Annotated in this window: 18 protein-coding genes; 5 read left to right on the top strand and 13 right to left on the bottom strand. The window is 38.9% G+C overall.

Features of this window, described 5'->3' with window-relative positions:
• Positions 1-19: 19 nt before the first annotated feature.
• From M3183_RS02670 to M3183_RS02620, 11 genes are all read right to left on the bottom strand, one after another.
• The gene (locus M3183_RS02670; protein ID WP_251466147.1) at positions 20-484 is read right to left on the bottom strand and encodes a chemotaxis protein CheW; all 465 of its coding nucleotides are present in this window, start codon (positions 482-484) and stop codon (positions 20-22) included.
• Positions 485-511: 27 nt separating this feature from the next.
• Positions 512-937, bottom strand: a complete 426-nt coding sequence (locus M3183_RS02665) for a chemotaxis protein CheW (RefSeq protein WP_251466146.1) — start codon at positions 935-937, stop codon at positions 512-514.
• Positions 938-955: 18 nt separating this feature from the next.
• Positions 956-2,968 carry a chemotaxis protein CheA gene (locus tag M3183_RS02660; protein WP_251466145.1) on the bottom strand — a complete coding sequence of 671 codons (2,013 nt, stop codon included), beginning with the start codon at positions 2,966-2,968 and terminating at the stop codon, positions 956-958.
• A gap of 214 nt (positions 2,969-3,182) precedes the next feature.
• Entirely contained in the window at positions 3,183-3,545 is a 363-nt protein-coding gene (locus M3183_RS02655; RefSeq protein WP_251466144.1) for a response regulator, read from the bottom strand.
• 24 nt (positions 3,546-3,569) lie between these two features.
• Entirely contained in the window at positions 3,570-4,703 is a 1,134-nt protein-coding gene (gene fliY / locus M3183_RS02650; RefSeq protein ID WP_251466143.1) for a flagellar motor switch phosphatase FliY, read from the bottom strand.
• Positions 4,700-5,683 carry a flagellar motor switch protein FliM gene (fliM, locus tag M3183_RS02645; protein ID WP_251466142.1) on the bottom strand — a complete coding sequence of 328 codons (984 nt, stop codon included), beginning with the start codon at positions 5,681-5,683 and terminating at the stop codon, positions 4,700-4,702. The genes fliY and fliM overlap by 4 nt, the downstream gene beginning before the upstream one ends.
• Before the next feature lie 53 nt (positions 5,684-5,736).
• Entirely contained in the window at positions 5,737-6,651 is a 915-nt protein-coding gene (locus M3183_RS02640) for a flagellar hook-basal body complex protein (RefSeq protein ID WP_251466141.1), read from the bottom strand.
• Between the two features lie 29 nt (positions 6,652-6,680).
• Positions 6,681-7,109: a flagellar hook assembly protein FlgD gene (flgD, locus tag M3183_RS02635; protein ID WP_251466139.1), complete on the bottom strand. Its 429-nt coding sequence runs from the start codon at positions 7,107-7,109 to the stop codon at positions 6,681-6,683.
• Positions 7,110-7,125: 16 nt separating this feature from the next.
• Positions 7,126-9,111 carry a flagellar hook-length control protein FliK gene (locus M3183_RS02630; RefSeq protein ID WP_251466138.1) on the bottom strand — a complete coding sequence of 662 codons (1,986 nt, stop codon included), beginning with the start codon at positions 9,109-9,111 and terminating at the stop codon, positions 7,126-7,128.
• Between the two features lie 283 nt (positions 9,112-9,394).
• A complete protein-coding gene (locus M3183_RS02625; protein ID WP_251466137.1) occupies positions 9,395-10,432 on the bottom strand; it encodes a protein-glutamate methylesterase/protein-glutamine glutaminase in 1,038 nt (345 codons plus the stop codon).
• Positions 10,404-11,243, bottom strand: coding sequence for a CheR family methyltransferase (locus tag M3183_RS02620; RefSeq protein ID WP_251466136.1), 840 nt, complete (start codon positions 11,241-11,243; stop codon positions 10,404-10,406). The genes M3183_RS02625 and M3183_RS02620 overlap by 29 nt, the downstream gene beginning before the upstream one ends.
• A 279-nt stretch (positions 11,244-11,522) precedes the next feature.
• Here M3183_RS02620 and motA point away from each other — a divergent pair, with 279 nt between their 5' ends.
• From motA to M3183_RS02595, 5 genes are all read left to right on the top strand, one after another.
• Positions 11,523-12,320, top strand: coding sequence for a flagellar motor stator protein MotA (gene motA / locus M3183_RS02615; RefSeq protein ID WP_251466135.1), 798 nt, complete (start codon positions 11,523-11,525; stop codon positions 12,318-12,320).
• Positions 12,304-13,071 carry an OmpA family protein gene (locus M3183_RS02610; protein WP_251466134.1) on the top strand — a complete coding sequence of 256 codons (768 nt, stop codon included), beginning with the start codon at positions 12,304-12,306 and terminating at the stop codon, positions 13,069-13,071. The genes motA and M3183_RS02610 overlap by 17 nt, the downstream gene beginning before the upstream one ends.
• A gap of 118 nt (positions 13,072-13,189) precedes the next feature.
• Entirely contained in the window at positions 13,190-13,342 is a 153-nt protein-coding gene (locus tag M3183_RS02605) for a YpzG family protein (protein WP_251466133.1), read from the top strand.
• 166 nt (positions 13,343-13,508) lie between these two features.
• Positions 13,509-14,003 (top strand): GNAT family N-acetyltransferase, encoded by a 495-nt coding sequence (locus M3183_RS02600; protein WP_251466132.1) that lies wholly within the window; start codon positions 13,509-13,511, stop codon positions 14,001-14,003.
• 84 nt (positions 14,004-14,087) lie between these two features.
• The gene (locus M3183_RS02595; protein ID WP_251466131.1) at positions 14,088-15,383 is read left to right on the top strand and encodes an ATP-binding protein; all 1,296 of its coding nucleotides are present in this window, start codon (positions 14,088-14,090) and stop codon (positions 15,381-15,383) included.
• 39 nt (positions 15,384-15,422) lie between these two features.
• Here the strand turns inward: M3183_RS02595 and M3183_RS02590 are convergent, their stop codons facing one another.
• Together M3183_RS02590 and M3183_RS02585 are read right to left on the bottom strand one after the other, a co-directional pair.
• A complete protein-coding gene (locus M3183_RS02590) occupies positions 15,423-16,529 on the bottom strand; it encodes a GerAB/ArcD/ProY family transporter (protein ID WP_251466130.1) in 1,107 nt (368 codons plus the stop codon).
• 91 nt (positions 16,530-16,620) lie between these two features.
• Positions 16,621-17,733, bottom strand: coding sequence for a GerAB/ArcD/ProY family transporter (locus M3183_RS02585; RefSeq protein WP_251466129.1), 1,113 nt, complete (start codon positions 17,731-17,733; stop codon positions 16,621-16,623).
• Positions 17,734-17,743 lie beyond the last annotated feature (10 nt).

Genomic DNA, 17,743 nt, shown 5'->3' with positions numbered 1-17,743 from the left:
GAATACCCTCATTTCTGTTTTATAACTCATTCTTTATATTTCTTAATTCATCTAAATTGGTGGTTTTCTCCAGCAGTGTTTCAATATCCAATAGTATGATTAACCGCTCATTACATTTTGCAACCCCTCTTAAATAGGAAATATCCTTTTCCGCAATAAGATTTGGGTGCTGAATGATATCCAGCGGCACATCGATCACATCTGTCGCCGCATCAACGACTAGTCCAATCTCTTGTCCTGAAACCAGCACAATGACGATTCTAGCAGTATCCGATGGCGTAATCGTCCCTTCGGACAAAGCAGCACGCATATCTACAACCGGGATCACCGCATCCCGGACCGTAATAACCCCCAAGACATGTGCCGGCCGGTTTGGGTATGTATTGATTTCCATTATTCTTTCAATGGAAACCACCTGATTAATATGTACTCCGTATTCCTCCTGCCCTGCTTTAAAGACGAGCACCTTATTTTCCTCCATCATAAAGATCACATCCTCAACTGACATTTTTTATTTGCCTGGTATTTTTATCAACTCCGAAAGCTTTAAGAGAACAATAAGCCTTCCTTCCGTTTTGGCAATTCCTTCAAAATTGTCGGACTGAATTCTGCTGGATGAGACGGCCTCAATGGACTCTTTATCTAGATCAATCACATCACTGATTTTGTCCACGATAAGACCTAATTCTATCTCTTCAAATTTGGTGATAATCACACGCGTATGTTCTGTATGGCCCTCTTTCTCGAGATTCAGCCTTTTCCGAAGATCAAGGACCGGTGTGACATTTCCACGCAGATTGATCACACCTTCCACAAATTCCGGAGCATTCGGTACTCTTGTAATCGGCTGTATTCTTTCAATGGATTGGACAAATTGAATATCCAGTCCATATTCCTCATCCCCCAGCCGAAAGGCCACAATTTTCATTTTTTCCATTGAAAAAGTCCGCCCTTTCTATTTAAAAAACTGATTCGAATCGATAATTAATGCTACTTCCCCGTTTCCAAGAATGGTTGCACCGGAAACAGCATAAAGGTTTGTTAACATGCCGCCTAACGTTTTTAATACCACTTCCTGCTGTCCTAAAACAGAGTCAACCACCAAGCCCATGATTTTATCTCCCTTGCGGACAATAACAACAAACAATTCCTGCTTTTCCACTGTATCAGTTGCAGGAACGTTGAAAACCTCTTTTAAAGAAACCAGTGATACTACTTGTTCGCGGAATTGGATGACCTTTTGGCCATATAGGGTAGAAACTTGATCTTTCGAGATTTTCGTTATTTCCACAATCGAACTGAATGGGATCGCATAGGTTTCATCACCTGTCTTAACCAGCATGGCATAGATAATCGATAAGGTTAACGGCAGCTGAATTCGGAAAATAGAACCATTTCCAGGTTCTGATTCAATGCTGATGGAACCTCCCAGAGATTCAATCTTGGTTTTCACTACATCCAAACCGACGCCGCGCCCTGAAATATCCGATATTTTCTCTGCTGTACTAAAACCAGATGAAAGGATCAAGGAATAAACTTCTCGATCGGATAGAGTCTCTGCTTCGCTTTGTGTCACTACTCCGCGCTCAATGGCTTTGTTTAATACCTTCCCGCGGTCAATCCCTTTTCCGTCATCAGAGACTTCAATAAATACTTGGTTGCCGCTGTGATAAGCTTTTAATAAAATTCTGCCTTCCTCTGATTTGCCTGCGGCTGTTCTCTCTTCTGCAGACTCAAGGCCATGATCCAACGCATTTCTAAGCAGGTGAACCAATGGGTCGCCAATTTCATCAATAACCGTACGGTCGAGCTCTGTATCTTCACCCTCGACAATCAATTGGACCTTTTTATTCAATTCCTTTGCCAAATCCCGGACCATGCGGGGGAATCGATTGAACACCTGCTCCACCTGAACCATCCGCATGTTTAAAATCAACCCTTGCAGGTCAGTAGAAATCCGGGTCATATGCTCAACTGTTTCGGTCAAATCGGTAAGTTCGGATTTCCTTGAAATTTGTTCCAGCCGTCCTCTGTCAATAATCAGCTCGCTGAATAAATTCATTAAGTGATCCAATTTTTCAATATCAACGCGGATGGATTTGGAACGGTGTTTCTTTTTCGCTGCACCCTGATCTCCTTTGTCCTTAGGAAGTACCTGTGCATTCGATTTCACAGCTTTTTGTGCTTTTTCAATTGGCATCGCCGTCTCCTGTTCATCAGAAAGTTCACGAACGACCACTTCAGAAAGCTCTGAAATCGGATGGAATGCTGCCTGTATTTCCTTTGTATCCCTTTCTGATAAAAGAAGGATTGAAAAAGAGTCGTCAAAATTTTCTTCTTCAATTTGTTCAACCGGCGGATTGCTTTGAATGACCTCTCCAAGTTCTTCCGCAGCCTGAAATACCATATAAGCCCGTACTGATTTCATGACACAATTTTTGTCCAGCTGGATAGTAATTTGATAGAGTTTGTTCCCCAGCTTCTTAGCTTCCTGAATCACAGATAATTGATATTGATCAAATTGAATGTCCTCTGCAACCGCTGCAGCACTCTCCTGGTATGCACCTGCTTGGACATTAGTAGGATCAGAGGGGTTCTGAATCATTCTCAACTGTCCCACAACATCGGTGACATCCTCTTTCCCATCACCGCCCTGTTCGATGCTTTCTACCATTCTTTCTATTAAATCTACACATGAAAAAATAACATCCATCATCTCAGACGTGATGCTTAATTTTGAATTTCTGACGAGATCCAGAACATTTTCCATTTGATGTGTCAGGGAAGCTAAATCTTCAAACCCCATAGAGCCTGCCATACCTTTAAGTGTATGGGCAGAACGAAAAATCTCATTCACAATCGCTGGATTTTCCGGTTCTGTTTCCAGTTTTAATAATTGGTCATTTATTGACTGCAAATGCTCCTTGGATTCTTCAATAAATAATTCCAGAAAATCATTTAAATCCATTTCAAATCCCCCATGTAAAAGGGCTGCCTGAATAGTCCCCTTCTATATTCGTGATATTATTAGGTTTTTAATCTAATATATACCTATCTTAACATATTCTTCAAAAATAATTTCGAAGTTTTTTGATACTTTTTGACACTTTCTGCAATAAAAAAACGAGAGCGTTTAGAAATAATCCCAAACCACTCTCGCCTATCCTTTTTTTTGCTTATAATTACATGCCAACAACCTTTGAAAGGGATTCAATTACACGATCTGCCTGGAATGGCTTTACAATGAAATCCTTTGCTCCAGATTGAATGGCCTCCAATACCATAGGCTGTTGTCCCATGGCTGAACACATAATAATTTTTGCCTGCGGGTTGGACTCTCTGATTTTTTTCACTGCCGTAATGCCATCCATTTCCGGCATAGTAATATCCATTGTCACCACATCAGGGTTGAGTTCATTGTATTTTTCTACTGCGTCTTCTCCATTTACAGCTTCGCCGACAACCTCAAAACCATTTTTGGTTAAAATATCTTTTAACATCATGCGCATAAATGCTGCGTCATCAACGATTAACACTTTTGTCATTGCTTTCCCTCCAAATAGTAACCTTTACACACTCATTTTGGTTATACGATCGATAGGACTAATAATGTCTGTTATCCTAACACCAAAGTTTTCTTCAATAACGACTACTTCTCCTTTGGCAATTAACTTATGATTGGCCAAAATGTCCACTGGCTCACCAGCTAATTTATCTAATTCAATGACAGCTCCAGGGCCCAGTTCAAGAATCTTGCGTATCGGCATTTCCGTCCGGCCTAACTCTACCGTAATGTTTAGCGGAATATCATATAATAAATCAATATTTCCTGCTCCAGCAGCCGCCTGCTGCTGATTGGAGAAATTTGCATATTTCACTTTTTGTACATTTGTATTGACAGACGCCTCTGCCGGCGATTTTTGCATTGGACTCGGCTCTGTTTGTTGTGGAGCTGTATACCCTGTATTCACTGCTTTTGTATAGGTTTGCTGCGGTTCAGCAGCAGGCTCCTCCAAAACAGGGGCAGCTGCTGCTGTTTCAGCCGGGCTCATGATTTTATGAATCATTTCCTTACCAAATGATATTGGAATAAACTGGATCATATTGGAATCAATGAGACTGCCCACTTTCAAATGAAAAGAAACTTGAATAATGATGTCATCTTCAAGATTTTCTAATTTTTTGGGTGGAAATCCCAATACATCGATGGATGGGGGCGAAATATCCACCTTTTCATGAAAAATAGTAGACATCGATGTGGCAGCCGAACCCATCATTTGATTCATGGCTTCCTGTACAGCACTAAGATGCATTTCCGATATTTCATCATCTAATGTGGTTCCGTCCCCGCCCATCATTAGATTTGCGATAATTTTTGCATCTTTTTCTTTTATCATTAATAGGTTTTTACCCCGGATTCCTTTTGTATAATCCACATGAACGGCAACATGTTTTTCTTGAATCATTTCTTCCATTCTGGACTGTTCAATAACAGAAAGGACTGGTGCGGTAATTTCTACCCGCTGATTGAGTAAAGTCGAAAGTGCAGTCGTGGAACTTCCTAATGAAATATTGCCAATCTCTCCAAGTGCATCCTTCTCCATAGGGCTCAAAAAGTCATCGATGGATAGACTATTCGTATTGGTTTCTAGTTGTTTAAACAACGCATTAATTTCTTCTTGTGAAAGTGAACCCTCGTTCATTTTACTAGCTCATCTCCTTCCGAGCGGATTACTTCATCAATCTGAACGGCATAATGACCGTTCAGTAGGCCAGGATTGCCTAAGAACCTTGTTAATTGATCCACTTTTACTTGAATCTTTCCTGTATCAATTCCAATCACATCACCAATTTGCAAATTAAGTAAGTCGGATACCGGCAGCCTTCCCCTTCCAAGTTCTGCAATCATCGGGACATGGACATTTTCCAAGTTTTTCTTCAACAGTTCATGCTGTTTTGGCTCTTTTGTTTTGGCCATGGTGGAGAACCATTGATGTGCCGTTAATTTAGGAAGAATAGGTTCTACAATTAAATGCGGGATACACAAGGTCATCCTTCCCGTGATCTCTCCAATCGTTGTCCGCATGGCAATGACAATAACCGTTTCGTTTGGAGAGGCAATTTGCATAAATTGCGGGTTGGATTCCATCGCTTCCCATTGAACTTTGATATTTTCAATGTTCTCCCAAGCACTTTCATACATATTAAATGCTCTTGAAAAAACCTTTTGCAGCAATACAGATTCGATTTCTGTTAATCCCCCGTCGCGTTCCGTCGGGTCCCCCTGTCCTCCCAGCAGACGTTCCAATACTGCATAGGCAACTTGGGGGTTGATCTCCATCACCATCTTCCCATTCGCTGGTTTGACATCGAAAATATTCAAAATCGTTTTGGAAGGGATGGATGCAATAAATTCCTGATAGTTTACCTGCTCCACCAAATCGATTTCAATTTGAATAAACGTTCTTAATTGGGCTGATAGATTTGATGTTAAAAGCCGGGTAAAGTTCTCATGTATTCTGGTAATACTCCGTAATTGTTCTTTGGAGTATCTCATGGCATGTTTGAAATCATACACTTTTACTTTTTGTTTTTTTTCTGAAACATCAGATGCCTCAAGTTCGCCGCTGTTTAAGGCAGATAAAAGGGCATCGATTTCCTGTTGCGATAATACATCTGCCAAAGGGCATCCTCCTAACTCTTCCATGAGTTAATACAAATTAATCACGTCAAAGATTATCGTTTTAGATTGACAATTTCTTCTAAAATGGAGTCAGAAGTTGTGATGGTTCTTGCATTGGCCTGGAATCCCCGCTGGGCTACAATCATTTCGGTAAATTCTTCCGTTAAATCGACGTTTGACATTTCTAAAATACCGGAATTAATTTGTCCGCCGCTGTTATTCTCGATTCTGTTTGTTTTCGTGACTCCTGCGTTCCCGGTAGTTTCAAACAACGAATTACCAATCTTTTTTAAGCCGCTCGGATTTGTCGCTGTAGCTGTTGCAATTGAGATATTTTCAATAGAGGCAGGGTTTGTGCTTAGATAATATTGACCGCTTCCGTTAATGGCCAGTTTTCCAATAGCACCGTCATCTCTAACAACATTGATATAGCCATTCGAATCAATGGAATAAGATGTAAATTGATGAAGCGGGCCATTGGCAGGTTTATTGACTTGGTCTGCGGAAATATTAATTTTAACTGTCTTTGGATTTTTATTGGCATCTGTTACAACACCATTGACGTACATTCCATTCGAATTGACAAGGTCACCGTTAGCATCCTGCATAAAGTTTCCTGCTTTTGTTAGATAGCTGAGACCGCCAATTTTAGGAGAAACAACAAAATAAGCATCCCCATCAATTGCTAAGTCTGTCCCAACATTTGTGGTCATCGGGCTTCCGGGAGTGTGAAGTGTATTAATCGCCGCTATTTTTGAACCAAGGCCTACCTGTTTTGGATTGATCCCGCCATTTTGGGCAGTCGGCGCAGTTGCTTCTGACATATTTTGGCTGATAATATCTTGAAATACAACATTACTTTTCTTGAAACCTACCGTATTAACATTCGCAATATTATTACCGATAACATCCAGTTTGGTTTGAAAACCTTTCATTCCGGATACGCCAGAATATAGTGATTTTAACATTTTGAGCTCCCCTTACCTGTCTTTAATTGTTATTTTTCCGTTTGCTTTATTTCATTCACATTTTCCATTGGAACCTTTTCGTCCCCTACCATATAAAAATAGCTGCCATTATCCATCGTTATACCGTTGACAACGCCGCTCTTCACCGTATTAGAATCTTGTTCGGTCCAGCTAATTTCTTTGCCAATCGCTGAAGCATACTGACTCATTTGCTGGGATAAAAATTTTTCAAATCCCTTATTTAAATTGGTCATTTGTTCAAGTGAACTAAAAGTAGCCATTTGCGCAATAAAATCCTTATCCTGTAACGGGCTGGAAGGATCTTGGTTTGATAATTGCGTGACCAGGATTTTGAGAAAATCATCTTTGCCTAATGAACTTTTTTGTTCAAAAGGTTTCACATTATTGAATACTGAGTTGTTTTTGGCAATGCTTGCAACATCCACCCAATTACTCATACTATCCTGCTCCTTTCTATGCAGTAAAATCAATGTTTGAAGCAGTTCTTGAGCCAGTCCCGCCATAGGTTATGAATGGAGATGACATTTCCACTTCCGGCTGATCTGATTCTTTTTGTTTTTTCACGCTATTTTTAGTTATAGGTGCAGAACGCTGCTCTTGTGGTGACTGAAATCCCCCCTGTGAAAACGATGGGTTTGTCAGGGAAGAATCCATCACAGCGGGTGTCTGCTGGACAATCTCCAGCTTCTGTACAAGTAATCCTTGATGCTGAAGGGTTTGTTTCAGTTGATGAAGCTGACCGTCCAAAATTTCCTTTGCCTGCAGTGTATCCGTCACAATTTGAGCAGATACTTGACCATCCTGGGAAGTGATACTTACCTCGATTTGGCCAAGATGTTCAGGCGAAAGCAGAAATTTAATCCCTTTTGTTCCATCCTGTGCCTGAGACATCCCTACATTCCGGGTTATCCAATTACTTACCTCATGAACAAATTCGGGTAGTGTAAGGACAGGCGTCGGCTGTATACTTTTTGTTTGATTCAAAGCTTCAGTTTGTTGAGATTGATAGGTTAATGGAATAGCAGGTTCATTGAGCTGCGAAACATCCATTGTTTCTGCCGAAAATGGAGGATCTGCTGCGTTCCCTATAAGATTATCAATCCTATTGAAGCTAATTTGTCTGTCCGTTAATGGACTTGCATTTTGAGTAACTGGTTGTGAGACTGAAATTTGTTCCACTATTGAAACTGGTTGGCTCGCACTTTCCATATTTTTCACCTTAGCACCATATTGCTGAAAATTATCTTCATAAAGGGGCTTGAGGCTCATTTGTCCATCCATTAATTGACTTTCGTTTTGAACTGCTGGTTGTGAGTCTGCAATTCGATTCACCACTGAAACTGATTGGCTCATACTTTCCATATTTTTCACCTTAGCGCCATATTGCTGAAAATTATCTTTATAAAGGGGCTTGAGGCTCATTTGTCCGTCCATTAATTGATTTGCGTTTTGAGTAACCGGTTGTGAAACTGTATTTTGATCCATTATCGAAGCCGGTTGATTCATTACCTCTATATTTTTCACTTTGAAGCCGTATTGTTGGAAAGTTCTTTCAAGAAGCTGGAATTGGTTTTCTACTATTTCATTCACCATACTGTTATCCGCAATCAATTTCACAGATAATTCCCCATGTAAAGCACTGACTTCCATATTGACCTGACCCATATTTTGCAAATGAAATGAAAAATCAGCTCTTGATGGATTGACAGCATCAATGGATGGTCGAGCATCCTTATTCATCCATTCATTTACATAAGCAGCCAGCTCAGGTAATGATTGTATAGTAGTAGAAATTGGTATTTTCACTAAATTTATCTCAGTTGATTCATTCGCTGATGACTCAGGCAATGAATCTATAATATTCGAAGTTGAATTTCTTCCCATAATGCTCTCATTTGATTTATTTACATCCGGCGCCATTTTGAGCAGAGTCTTATCAGGACCCAAATCAGCGATGGTGTTTTCATCTACCTGAATTTCCGTTACCGGGAAAACCTGATTATTCTCAGCAGCATTATGTAAAAACAATGAGAAACCACTGAATTGACCTATATCAGCCCCCTGCTCTACATTTTCAAGCGTGGAATCTGCTTTCATATCCGAAGCAACCTCGAAGGGCTGTGTCTGGTTAAAGGCTGGAACCCATGCCAACAGCGGATTCACTTGCTGGAAATCTCCTGTTTGGGATTTCCATTCATCTAATGGGGTGCCAAGCCCTGCTTCTTTTAAATTTTTCTCAGAATTTCCTGCCGGCTGTCCTTCGGTTTTAACAGACTGATCCTCTTGATTAGCTGTATGTTTCAACGCCAATAAATTATTTACCATTAAAATCTGATCAAAAGGAATTGCCGGACCCCCGGTCTGTCCGCTTGTTTTTAACTTTCCACGTTCAGATTGATTTGTTTGATTGATTTTGATTTGAATTGGAACGGTATCCAAACAATTCCCCCCTTTTGATAAGAAAAGCGCAAGCACCTTGGTCAGCCCTGATAAGTACAAGACGAGCCGGCGAGAAGGCTTCTTTTTAACCTTCTTGACGTATTGGCTTGTGACCTCGAGGGGCGTGGCTGCTTGTGCTGGACAATTTTCAAATTCGAAAACAAAAATTCTGATATGATAAAAAAACGAATGTAATTACTCATATTATAAACGATAGGCCATTTTTCGTCATGAACTTTTTCAAATATCGACAAAATTCTGCGGCGATTTTTATAAAAATTTTTCAAACAAAAGACATGATTTGTGGAAAAATTTCATCAAGTTCATATTGTCCATCTGCATATCCAGCTTCTACTACTGCTTTCGGCATTCCATATACAATACAAGATTTCTCTCCCTCAACTAAAACGGTCCCATGATGTTTTTTCACCAATCCGCAGCCTCTTGTTCCATCGTTTCCCATACCAGTTAAAATAATGGATAATAATCGATTGGAATAAATAGGAGCAGCAGAAGTAAGTGAAATGTCAATCGAGGGCTTATATAAGGCTTGTTCATTTAAATAATCATCCACAATAAAAACGTTGGAGCCATCCTCCGTTTTCTTAAACCGGGTTTGATAGCCTGAAGGGAAAATATAAATGTTTCCCGCCGTTAATTCCTGCCCATTTTGCGCTTCTCTTACGGTTAACTGACACAAAGTATCAAATCGTTCAGCCAATGGTTTGGTAAATCCAGGAGGCATATGCTGAGCCACTACAATCGGAATGGGAAAATCCGTTGGAAAGCATGGCAATATTGTCTGCAGTGCAGAAGGACCTCCCGTGGAGCTCCCAATAAAAATCAGCTCGATAGGGTGTTGTTTCCTTTGCACTTTCTTTTCGACCTTTATTTGCCTTTTTGGTGCAGCTTTTGGGGGCTTTTCCCTTAAAATCCCCTTTAGCCGCTGTTGGAATTCATGAACCAATTTCTCATCTGCCGGATTTTTTAGCAGCTTTTCCTTTAAAAAGAAATCAACAGCCCCATGTTCCAGCGCCTGTATTGTTTCCTTTGCCCCGTCTCCGGTATGGGAGCTTAACATGACAATAGGAACAGGGCAAAGCCTCATAATTTGCTTTAATGCCTCTAACCCGTTCATTTCCGGCATTTCAACATCCATTGTGACAAGATCCGGTTTCAACCTTTCCACTTTTTCAATAGCTTCAGATCCATTTCTGGCAATCCCAACCACATGGAAGGAGGGGTCCTTCTCAAGTAATTGACTGATTCCTCTTCTCATAAAAGCTGAGTCATCAACCACCAATATGTGATACTGTTTCATTCTGTTCTGTTTCCTTTCGATAATAAAAAGTCTTGGCTGCATCTACCTTTTGAAACCCTAAATCCATGTCTGTAATGGATTCAGCATGACCAAGAAACAAATAGCCTCCCGGCGCTAAACTTCGATGCAGATTTTGAATTACCCGTTTGATCGTTTTTTGGTCAAAATAGATTAAAACATTTCGGCAGAAGATGACATCTACTTCTCCAATTTGGGCACATTTATTTTCATTCAGTAAATTCAAATGTTGAAAACGAACCATTCTTTGAATAGACGGCTTTATTTGATAGCCCCCATTTTCGATAGTAAAATATTTATTTAAAAGATGATCCGGAATTCTGCGGAAGGCAAATGAACTTTGATGATACCAGCCTTTTTCCGCTTTTCGAATGACTTTTTGATTAATATCCGTTCCAACAATTTCAACCGTTCCGGGTAGAAATTTACCTGTTTCTTGTATCAGCATAGCCAGTGTATATGGTTCTTCTCCGGTAGAGCAGGCTGCACTCCAAATTCTAAGCGGACGATTTCTAATTTTCGTTTTTAACAATGGAAGGATTGTATGACAGCACTCATTTAATTGATTTTCCTCCCGATAAAAATAGGTTTCGTTTATCGTTAATAATTCAACGAGAACTTCCCACTCCATTGGTGTTGTCTGTATGTACATGCAATATCCTTCACTAGTAAGACCCAATTCCAGAAGCCTTTTTGAAATCTTTTCTTTTAGTGAAGTTAATCGATCCTTGTAATGCAGGCCGCAATAGTTATATATCATTTGACTTAAATGCTCTAATCCATAATCTTGCATATTATCACCATAAGCATCCCTTCAGCTCGTAACCTTCCAAATTAATATAATTGAAAATCCTACTACTTTTTGATATTTTTTGATGCTAAAACTTTTAAATAATAAATTCCATCATCTATTATACTTTATCATCAATAGGTTTACATGATAATGTAAAATATTTTTATACTTTGTAAAAAATTATCAAAAAAAATAAGCATGGAACAAAATGTTTATTGTCGAACCCTGCCATTTTGACGTACAATGACAATATAACATTTGATATTGAGGGAGAGGAACATGTCTAGTATTTTAGGTATTATATTAGCATTACTAGCGATTGGTTTTGGAATGATTTTAAAAGGAGCCTCCCTTTCAGCATTGGTGAACCCAGCTGCATACTTAGTTATTTTGGGCGGTACTGCAGCAGCGATTATGATTGCATTCCCATTTAATGAAATCAAAAAGTTTCCAATTTTACTTAAGATAGCTTTTTTTGAACCAAAACAGCTATCAAAAACTGAGTTAATTGCTTCTTTTGTAAAATCAGCTGGAATTGCAAAAAGGGAAGGAATTCTTGCCTTAGAAGAAATGGCTGCTTCGGTAAAGGATCCCTTTTTAAAAAAGGGATATGAACTTATTATTGATGGATATGATTATGAATTCATCGAAGAAGTATTAATGGATGAAGTTGCTGCGATAGATAAACGGCATAAAACCGGTGCACTGATTTTTACACAGGCAGGCACTTACGCTCCTTCGCTGGGTGTACTTGGTGCAGTCATAGGACTCGTTGCATCACTTGGAAATTTAAATAATGTCGAGAAATTAGGTCACTCCATTTCAGCCGCATTCATTGCTACATTGCTGGGGATTTTCTCTGGTTATGTTCTTTGGAATCCAATTGCAAATAAATTAAAGCGAATTTCGAAACAAGAACAAGAAGTAAAGCTGTTAATGATTGAAGGAGTATTGGCTATCTCGCAAGGTCTTTCACCAGGTGCGATTGAAAAAAAATTAAATGTATACCTTTCTCCTAAAGAACGTGGCAAGTTAGATAAAGCAGCAGAGGATAAAAGTTATGAGCAGTCGGCGTAGAAAATTTGATGAAGAACCTGAAGAACATATGAATGAATCCTGGCTCCTTCCCTATGCTGATATCCTTACATTATTGCTTGCATTATTTATCGTCTTATTTGCTTCCAGCTCCATTGATAATCAAAAGTTTAAATCGATCATGGAATCGTTTAAGTCTGAATTAACAGGGACAAAAATTGAGACTGATAATGCAGGATTATCGGTACAAATTCCAAATCAGAGAATACCAAAGCAAGAGGGTCCGAAAGAAAAACCAGCACAAGGCACTACCCCTGCCCCTGGACCAGGACAAGATGATGCCGAATTAATCAAATTAAAGAACCAGCTGCAAAATTATATTAATGCTAACCATCTCCAGGCCGATGTTACAATTCAAGATACGAAACGCGGGGTCGAGATTACCTTTAAAGAAGTCATTCTATTTGATCCTGGCAAGGCAAATTTAAAAGAGAGTTCATTCAAAACACTGGATTCGATATCTGGTTTAATTAAAACATTGTCTAATCCAATCAGTATTGAAGGACATACAGATAATGTGCCAATTAAAAACCCAAGGTATCCATCTAACTGGGAACTTTCTTCTGCGAGAGCCGTAAGCGTTCTTCATTATTTTGAATCAAAACAGATTGCCAAAAAGCGCCTGCAGTTTGTCGGCTACGGAGAATATAAACCGATTTTTCCAAACGATACCCCGCAGCATAAACAAGCCAACCGCAGGGTAAACATCGTTATTTTAAGAAATGCACAATAAGTTTTTTGTGGTATTGAACAATTTTCTTTTATGAGTAAATTTTGGTCAAATAACAAATGCTATGTATGATATTCAAATGAATATCATCGTTTCAAAAATCCTTACACGAGGTGATTTGATGAGCTACAGAGAGCGTTTAGATGATCATTCAGAGCTATTTCACCACACTTGGACAAGACCCAAACATCAAAAGTCCCAGGTAAATGGCCAAACGCAAAGGTCTCAAAACAACATCATCTTAAGGAGTAATGCCAAAGCCCACCGCTGGTAAGGGTTTGGCCGTGAAACGAAAAACGGAAGCCTGCTTCCACACGAAGAAAACCTTTTCCCACAGACTTGGGAGAAGGTTTTTCTTCATATTTCATATTGATTTTCAACTCCTGTCAGGATACGATTAAATCTAGTGAAAATTAGACATCTATAAGGAATGATTTTATATGATAACGATAAGAGACGCGGAATTAATTGATTTACCGGTCATTATAGACATTTATAATTCAACCATCTCCGGAAGAATGGTAACGGCTGATTTGGAACCAGTCAGTGTGGAAAGCAGAATCCCTTGGTTTAACGAACACTCCCCTTCTTTTAGGCCGTTATGGGTTGTGGAAGATGATGGAACCATTTGCGGCTGGATTAGTTTTCAATCCTTTTATGGCCGTCCCGCCTATAATGGAACTGCAGAAGTCAGCATCTACCTTCATCCAGATTTTCGCGGGAAAAAGCTCGGCAAATACTTATTGGAAAAAGCCATTGAGGCATGTCCTGATTTAAAAATTAAAACGCTGCTTGGTTTTATCTTTGCTCATAATGAACCAAGTATTAAACTCTTTACCCGTTTTGGCTTTGAAAAATGGGCTCATCTTCCCAAAATAGCAGAATTAGATGGTATTGAACGCGACCTAGTCATTTTAGGAAAAAGAGTCTTGTGATTAGAAAAAAACATTCCCATAAAATACTTTTTTTAGTAATATAGAAAAGGTTGCTGTTTTTATTACTTTACTTAGGAGAAGTTTATGCAGAAAAAAAAGCTTATCCTCCTTTTTATTATCACTAGTTTTATTTGGATATTTGGTTCAAATTTTTTAATTTATCATTATCTGCCGGATTCTTATAGCGAAGCTGCAGCAAGAATAAAAGAAGCGATTTACGTCATAATCACTGGTGGTTTCTTTTATTTTCTCATATCGAAATCGAAGGAATTAAATGCTTCCAAAGAAGATCAGCAGCGGCTTTCTACTCTTATTAATTCAATGGTGGACTTTGTAAATTTTAAAGATGGAGAAGGCAGATGGATTGAAGCCAATAATTTTGGACTGCAGTTATTTCAATTAGAGAATGTGGATTACCGTGGGAAAACGGACTCTGAGCTTGCCGAGTATTCTCAAAATTATGCTGATGCGTTAAGATACTGTGAAACTTCTGATGAAACGACATGGGAGAACAGAGAAATTACCCGTGTCGAAGAGCAAATTGTTACTCCAGAAGGAATAACAAAAATATTTGATACCATCAAAGTCCCACTTTTTCACGCAGATGGTTCAAGAAAAGGACTTGTCATCATTGGCCGTGATATTACGGAAAGAAAGGCAATGATCAAAGAACTGAAGGAAAGAGAAGAACGTCTAAGAAGAACTGAAAAACTTTCTGTGGTTGGCGAGTTATCTGCCAGTGTAGCTCATGAAATCCGAAACCCGCTTACTTCCTTAAAAGGTTTTGTTCAGATTCTAAAAGTAGAAGATCAAAAACATCAATATTATTATCAAATCATGCTGGATGAATTAGACCGCATCAATCATATCGTCGGCGAACTATTATTGTTGGCCAAGCCCCAGCATGTGAAGTTTTCGAAGACTTGGATTCAAAAACTTTTACATGATGTGATTTCCTTATTAAGAACTGAAGCAAGTTTATATAATGTACAAATTGAATCTGTTCTGCCTGAAGAAAACCTATTTATTGAATGTGAGCCAAATGAGCTGAAACAATTATTCATCAATATCATTAAAAATGCCATTGAAGCCTCTACAAATGGAGGCAAGGTTTCCATTTCCATGAAAAAGACGGATGATGATCAGATTTTAATCATTATTCAAGACAATGGCTGCGGGATTTCAAAGGAAAGGCTGCAGAAAATTGGTGAACCCTTCTATTCATCCAAAGAAAAAGGAACCGGGCTGGGACTTACTGTCAGCTTTAAAATTGTAGAATCCCATCAAGGCACTATTACTTTTGAAAGCCAAAAAAACAAAGGAACAACGGTGTATATCAAGCTCCCAATGCTGCAGAAAAATCTTAAAACGGCTAAATGATAAAAAACTGCCAATAGACTTTAAAGTTTGGCAGTTTTTTTATGCCTCAGAAGCTTTTTTTATACGACTTCGTATAAATGCAGTCCCTAGAAGAACAAGAGGAATAATGAGTTGAAACGGTAAATGTAAATAAACTGCTGAGGTCACGAGTCCTTCTTTAATATGTTCTGAATAGTTGGCTGCTATCATCATAGCTGTTATCAGAATAAGAATTCCCATTGGAAAACTTACCTGTTTGCAATCTTTAAATTTAAATACATCCGTTGTTCCGATAACGGCGGCATAATAAAACACAGCCACTTTAATAAAACCGGAAATCATAACATAAATCATAAATAAAACATCCAGCCGTTCGATAAAATTAAACAGCTGAATTTTACTGACGGTTGAAAGCAATGGGTATGGTGAGCGTTGAAAACTATCAACCCCTAATGTAGCAATATTGATAATCGTGGCAAGGATAAAATTAATTCCACTTAGGATCATTCCCGAAATACAAACTATTTTTGCCTTTTTGGCTTGATTTAAATATGGAAGCAGCATTGTAAACACAATCATCTCCCCAAAAGGAAATGGAAGGGTCTCTTTAATGCTGGACTTGATGATTGGTTTCCATCCCATTTCTAATACTGGTTTCAAGTGCTCCAAATGAATTAAGCCTGAAAAAATGATGAGAAAAAATCCGACAATGGCCATTAAGTAAACCGTGGCAAAAAAAAGCTCCCCTACCCTGGCAATGACTTCAAAGCCCTTTTGAATCGCATAGGAAATGGTCAGAATCAAAACCGTCATAATAAGGAAAATTGGTGTACGGTTGTAGATTGTTGATGTAAGAAGTTCGCCGAAATCTCTTAATACCCTTGCTGCAATATAAATAAAATAAATAATATAGAAATAGCCGATCACTCTCCCCGGCCATTTCCCAATAATTTTTTCTACATAACTTGTCAAGGGAAGGTCAGGATAATATAAAAACAAGCGGTAGTAAACAAGAAATAGCAAAACACCGCCTGCCATACCAAATAATATGGCAATCCAAGCATCTTGTTTCAGTCCCACTGGAAAACCGACAAGTAAGGCAGAACCTATTTCAAATAGGACAACTAAGACAAATAATTGTTTCGGGGTTATTTTAGCCTTTTCCACTCACCTTCCCCCTTCTTTTTTATTTCTAGCTGACTTGATTGTCCTCTTGACCAAGGATTTTAGCATTTAACTAAAACTAGCGGACCATCCGTTAAGCAGCTGGTGCTTTTTTTTGCTTTTTACGATTTCGAATCATGGCAATCCCTAATAAGAGACATGGAAAATAAATCTGTAAGGGCCAATGCATGTAGACTGGAATAATGTAAAGTCCTTCTTTAATATGTTCTGCAAAATTGGATGCAATCATCATGGCTGTTACTAGAATAAGGATTCCCATTGGAAAGGTTACCTGCCGATGATTCTTAAATTTAAATAGTCCGGTTGTACCTGCAACGGCCGCGTAATAGAATATCGCTACTTTGATAAAGCCTGCTACCATCACATAAATCATGAATAAGACATCCAGCCGCTCGATAAAATTAAACAGCTGGATTTTGCTGACAGTTGAAAGCAGCGGATATTGAGAACGAAGAAATAAATCAGTACCTAGAGTGGCAATATTGATAATACAAGCAATGGTAATATTAATGCCACTCAATACGATTCCCGATATACAAATCATTTTTGCCTTCTTTTGGTCATTTAAATGCGGCAGAATCATGGTAAAAAGAATCATTTCACCAAACGGAAAAGGCATCGTTTGCCTAATAGAAACCTCCATGATCTGTCTCCATCCGCTCTCCAATACTGGTTTTAAGTTTTCTAAATGAATTAAACCCGAAAAAATAATCAGAAAAAATCCAATAACCGCCATCATATAAACAGCTGCAAAAAAAATCTCTCCTACACGGGCTAGAACTTCAAAACCCTTCTGAATGGCATAAGTAATCGTCAGAATCAGTATAGACATCAGAAAAAAAATAGGTGTATTTGTATAAATCGTGGCCGTTAAAAGCTCGCCAAAATCTCGCAGCCCTCTGGCAGCGAGATAGGCAAAATAGATGATATAAATAAAACCAATCACTCTTCCGGGCCATTTGCCAATAATTTTTTCCACATAACCAGTCAGAGGCAGATCTGGATAATACAAAAACAAGCGGTAATACACAAGAAATAGCAGAACCCCGCCCGCCATACCCGCTAATATGGCAATCCAGGCATCTTGTTTCAGCTGTACTGGAAAACCTTCAAGCAGAGCAGTGCCCATTTCAAACAGAACAACTAAGACAAATAATTGTTTACCGCTTATTTTTGCTGTCTCCATCCGCCTTCAC

It is taken from the genome of Neobacillus mesonae (assembly GCF_023715155.1).
Taxonomy (GTDB): Bacteria; Bacillota; Bacilli; order Bacillales; family Cytobacillaceae; genus Neobacillus; species Neobacillus mesonae_A.
The sequence above is the reverse complement of the archived record's forward strand: the minus strand, read 5'-3'. Positions and strand labels throughout refer to the sequence as shown.

Bases quoted from the DNA above. Each gene is read 5' to 3' on its own strand.
- M3183_RS02670 (WP_251466147.1), bottom strand. From the start codon at position 484: ATGATGGAGGAAAATAAGGTGCTCGTCTTTAAAGCAGGGCAGGAGGAA.
- M3183_RS02665 (WP_251466146.1), bottom strand. From the start codon at position 937: ATGGAAAAAATGAAAATTGTGGCCTTTCGGCTGGGGGATGAGGAATAT.
- M3183_RS02660 (WP_251466145.1), bottom strand. From the start codon at position 2,968: ATGGATTTAAATGATTTTCTGGAATTATTTATTGAAGAATCCAAGGAG.
- M3183_RS02655 (WP_251466144.1), bottom strand. From the start codon at position 3,545: ATGACAAAAGTGTTAATCGTTGATGACGCAGCATTTATGCGCATGATG.
- fliY (WP_251466143.1), bottom strand. From the start codon at position 4,703: ATGAACGAGGGTTCACTTTCACAAGAAGAAATTAATGCGTTGTTTAAA.
- M3183_RS02640 (WP_251466141.1), bottom strand. From the start codon at position 6,651: ATGTTAAAATCACTATATTCTGGCGTATCCGGAATGAAAGGTTTTCAA.
- flgD (WP_251466139.1), bottom strand. From the start codon at position 7,109: ATGAGTAATTGGGTGGATGTTGCAAGCATTGCCAAAAACAACTCAGTA.
- M3183_RS02625 (WP_251466137.1), bottom strand. From the start codon at position 10,432: ATGAAACAGTATCACATATTGGTGGTTGATGACTCAGCTTTTATGAGA.
- M3183_RS02620 (WP_251466136.1), bottom strand. From the start codon at position 11,243: ATGCAAGATTATGGATTAGAGCATTTAAGTCAAATGATATATAACTAT.
- motA (WP_251466135.1), top strand. From the start codon at position 11,523: ATGTCTAGTATTTTAGGTATTATATTAGCATTACTAGCGATTGGTTTT.
- M3183_RS02610 (WP_251466134.1), top strand. From the start codon at position 12,304: ATGAGCAGTCGGCGTAGAAAATTTGATGAAGAACCTGAAGAACATATG.
- M3183_RS02605 (WP_251466133.1), top strand. From the start codon at position 13,190: ATGAGCTACAGAGAGCGTTTAGATGATCATTCAGAGCTATTTCACCAC.
- M3183_RS02600 (WP_251466132.1), top strand. From the start codon at position 13,509: ATGATAACGATAAGAGACGCGGAATTAATTGATTTACCGGTCATTATA.
- M3183_RS02595 (WP_251466131.1), top strand. From the start codon at position 14,088: ATGCAGAAAAAAAAGCTTATCCTCCTTTTTATTATCACTAGTTTTATT.
- M3183_RS02585 (WP_251466129.1), bottom strand. From the start codon at position 17,733: ATGGAGACAGCAAAAATAAGCGGTAAACAATTATTTGTCTTAGTTGTT.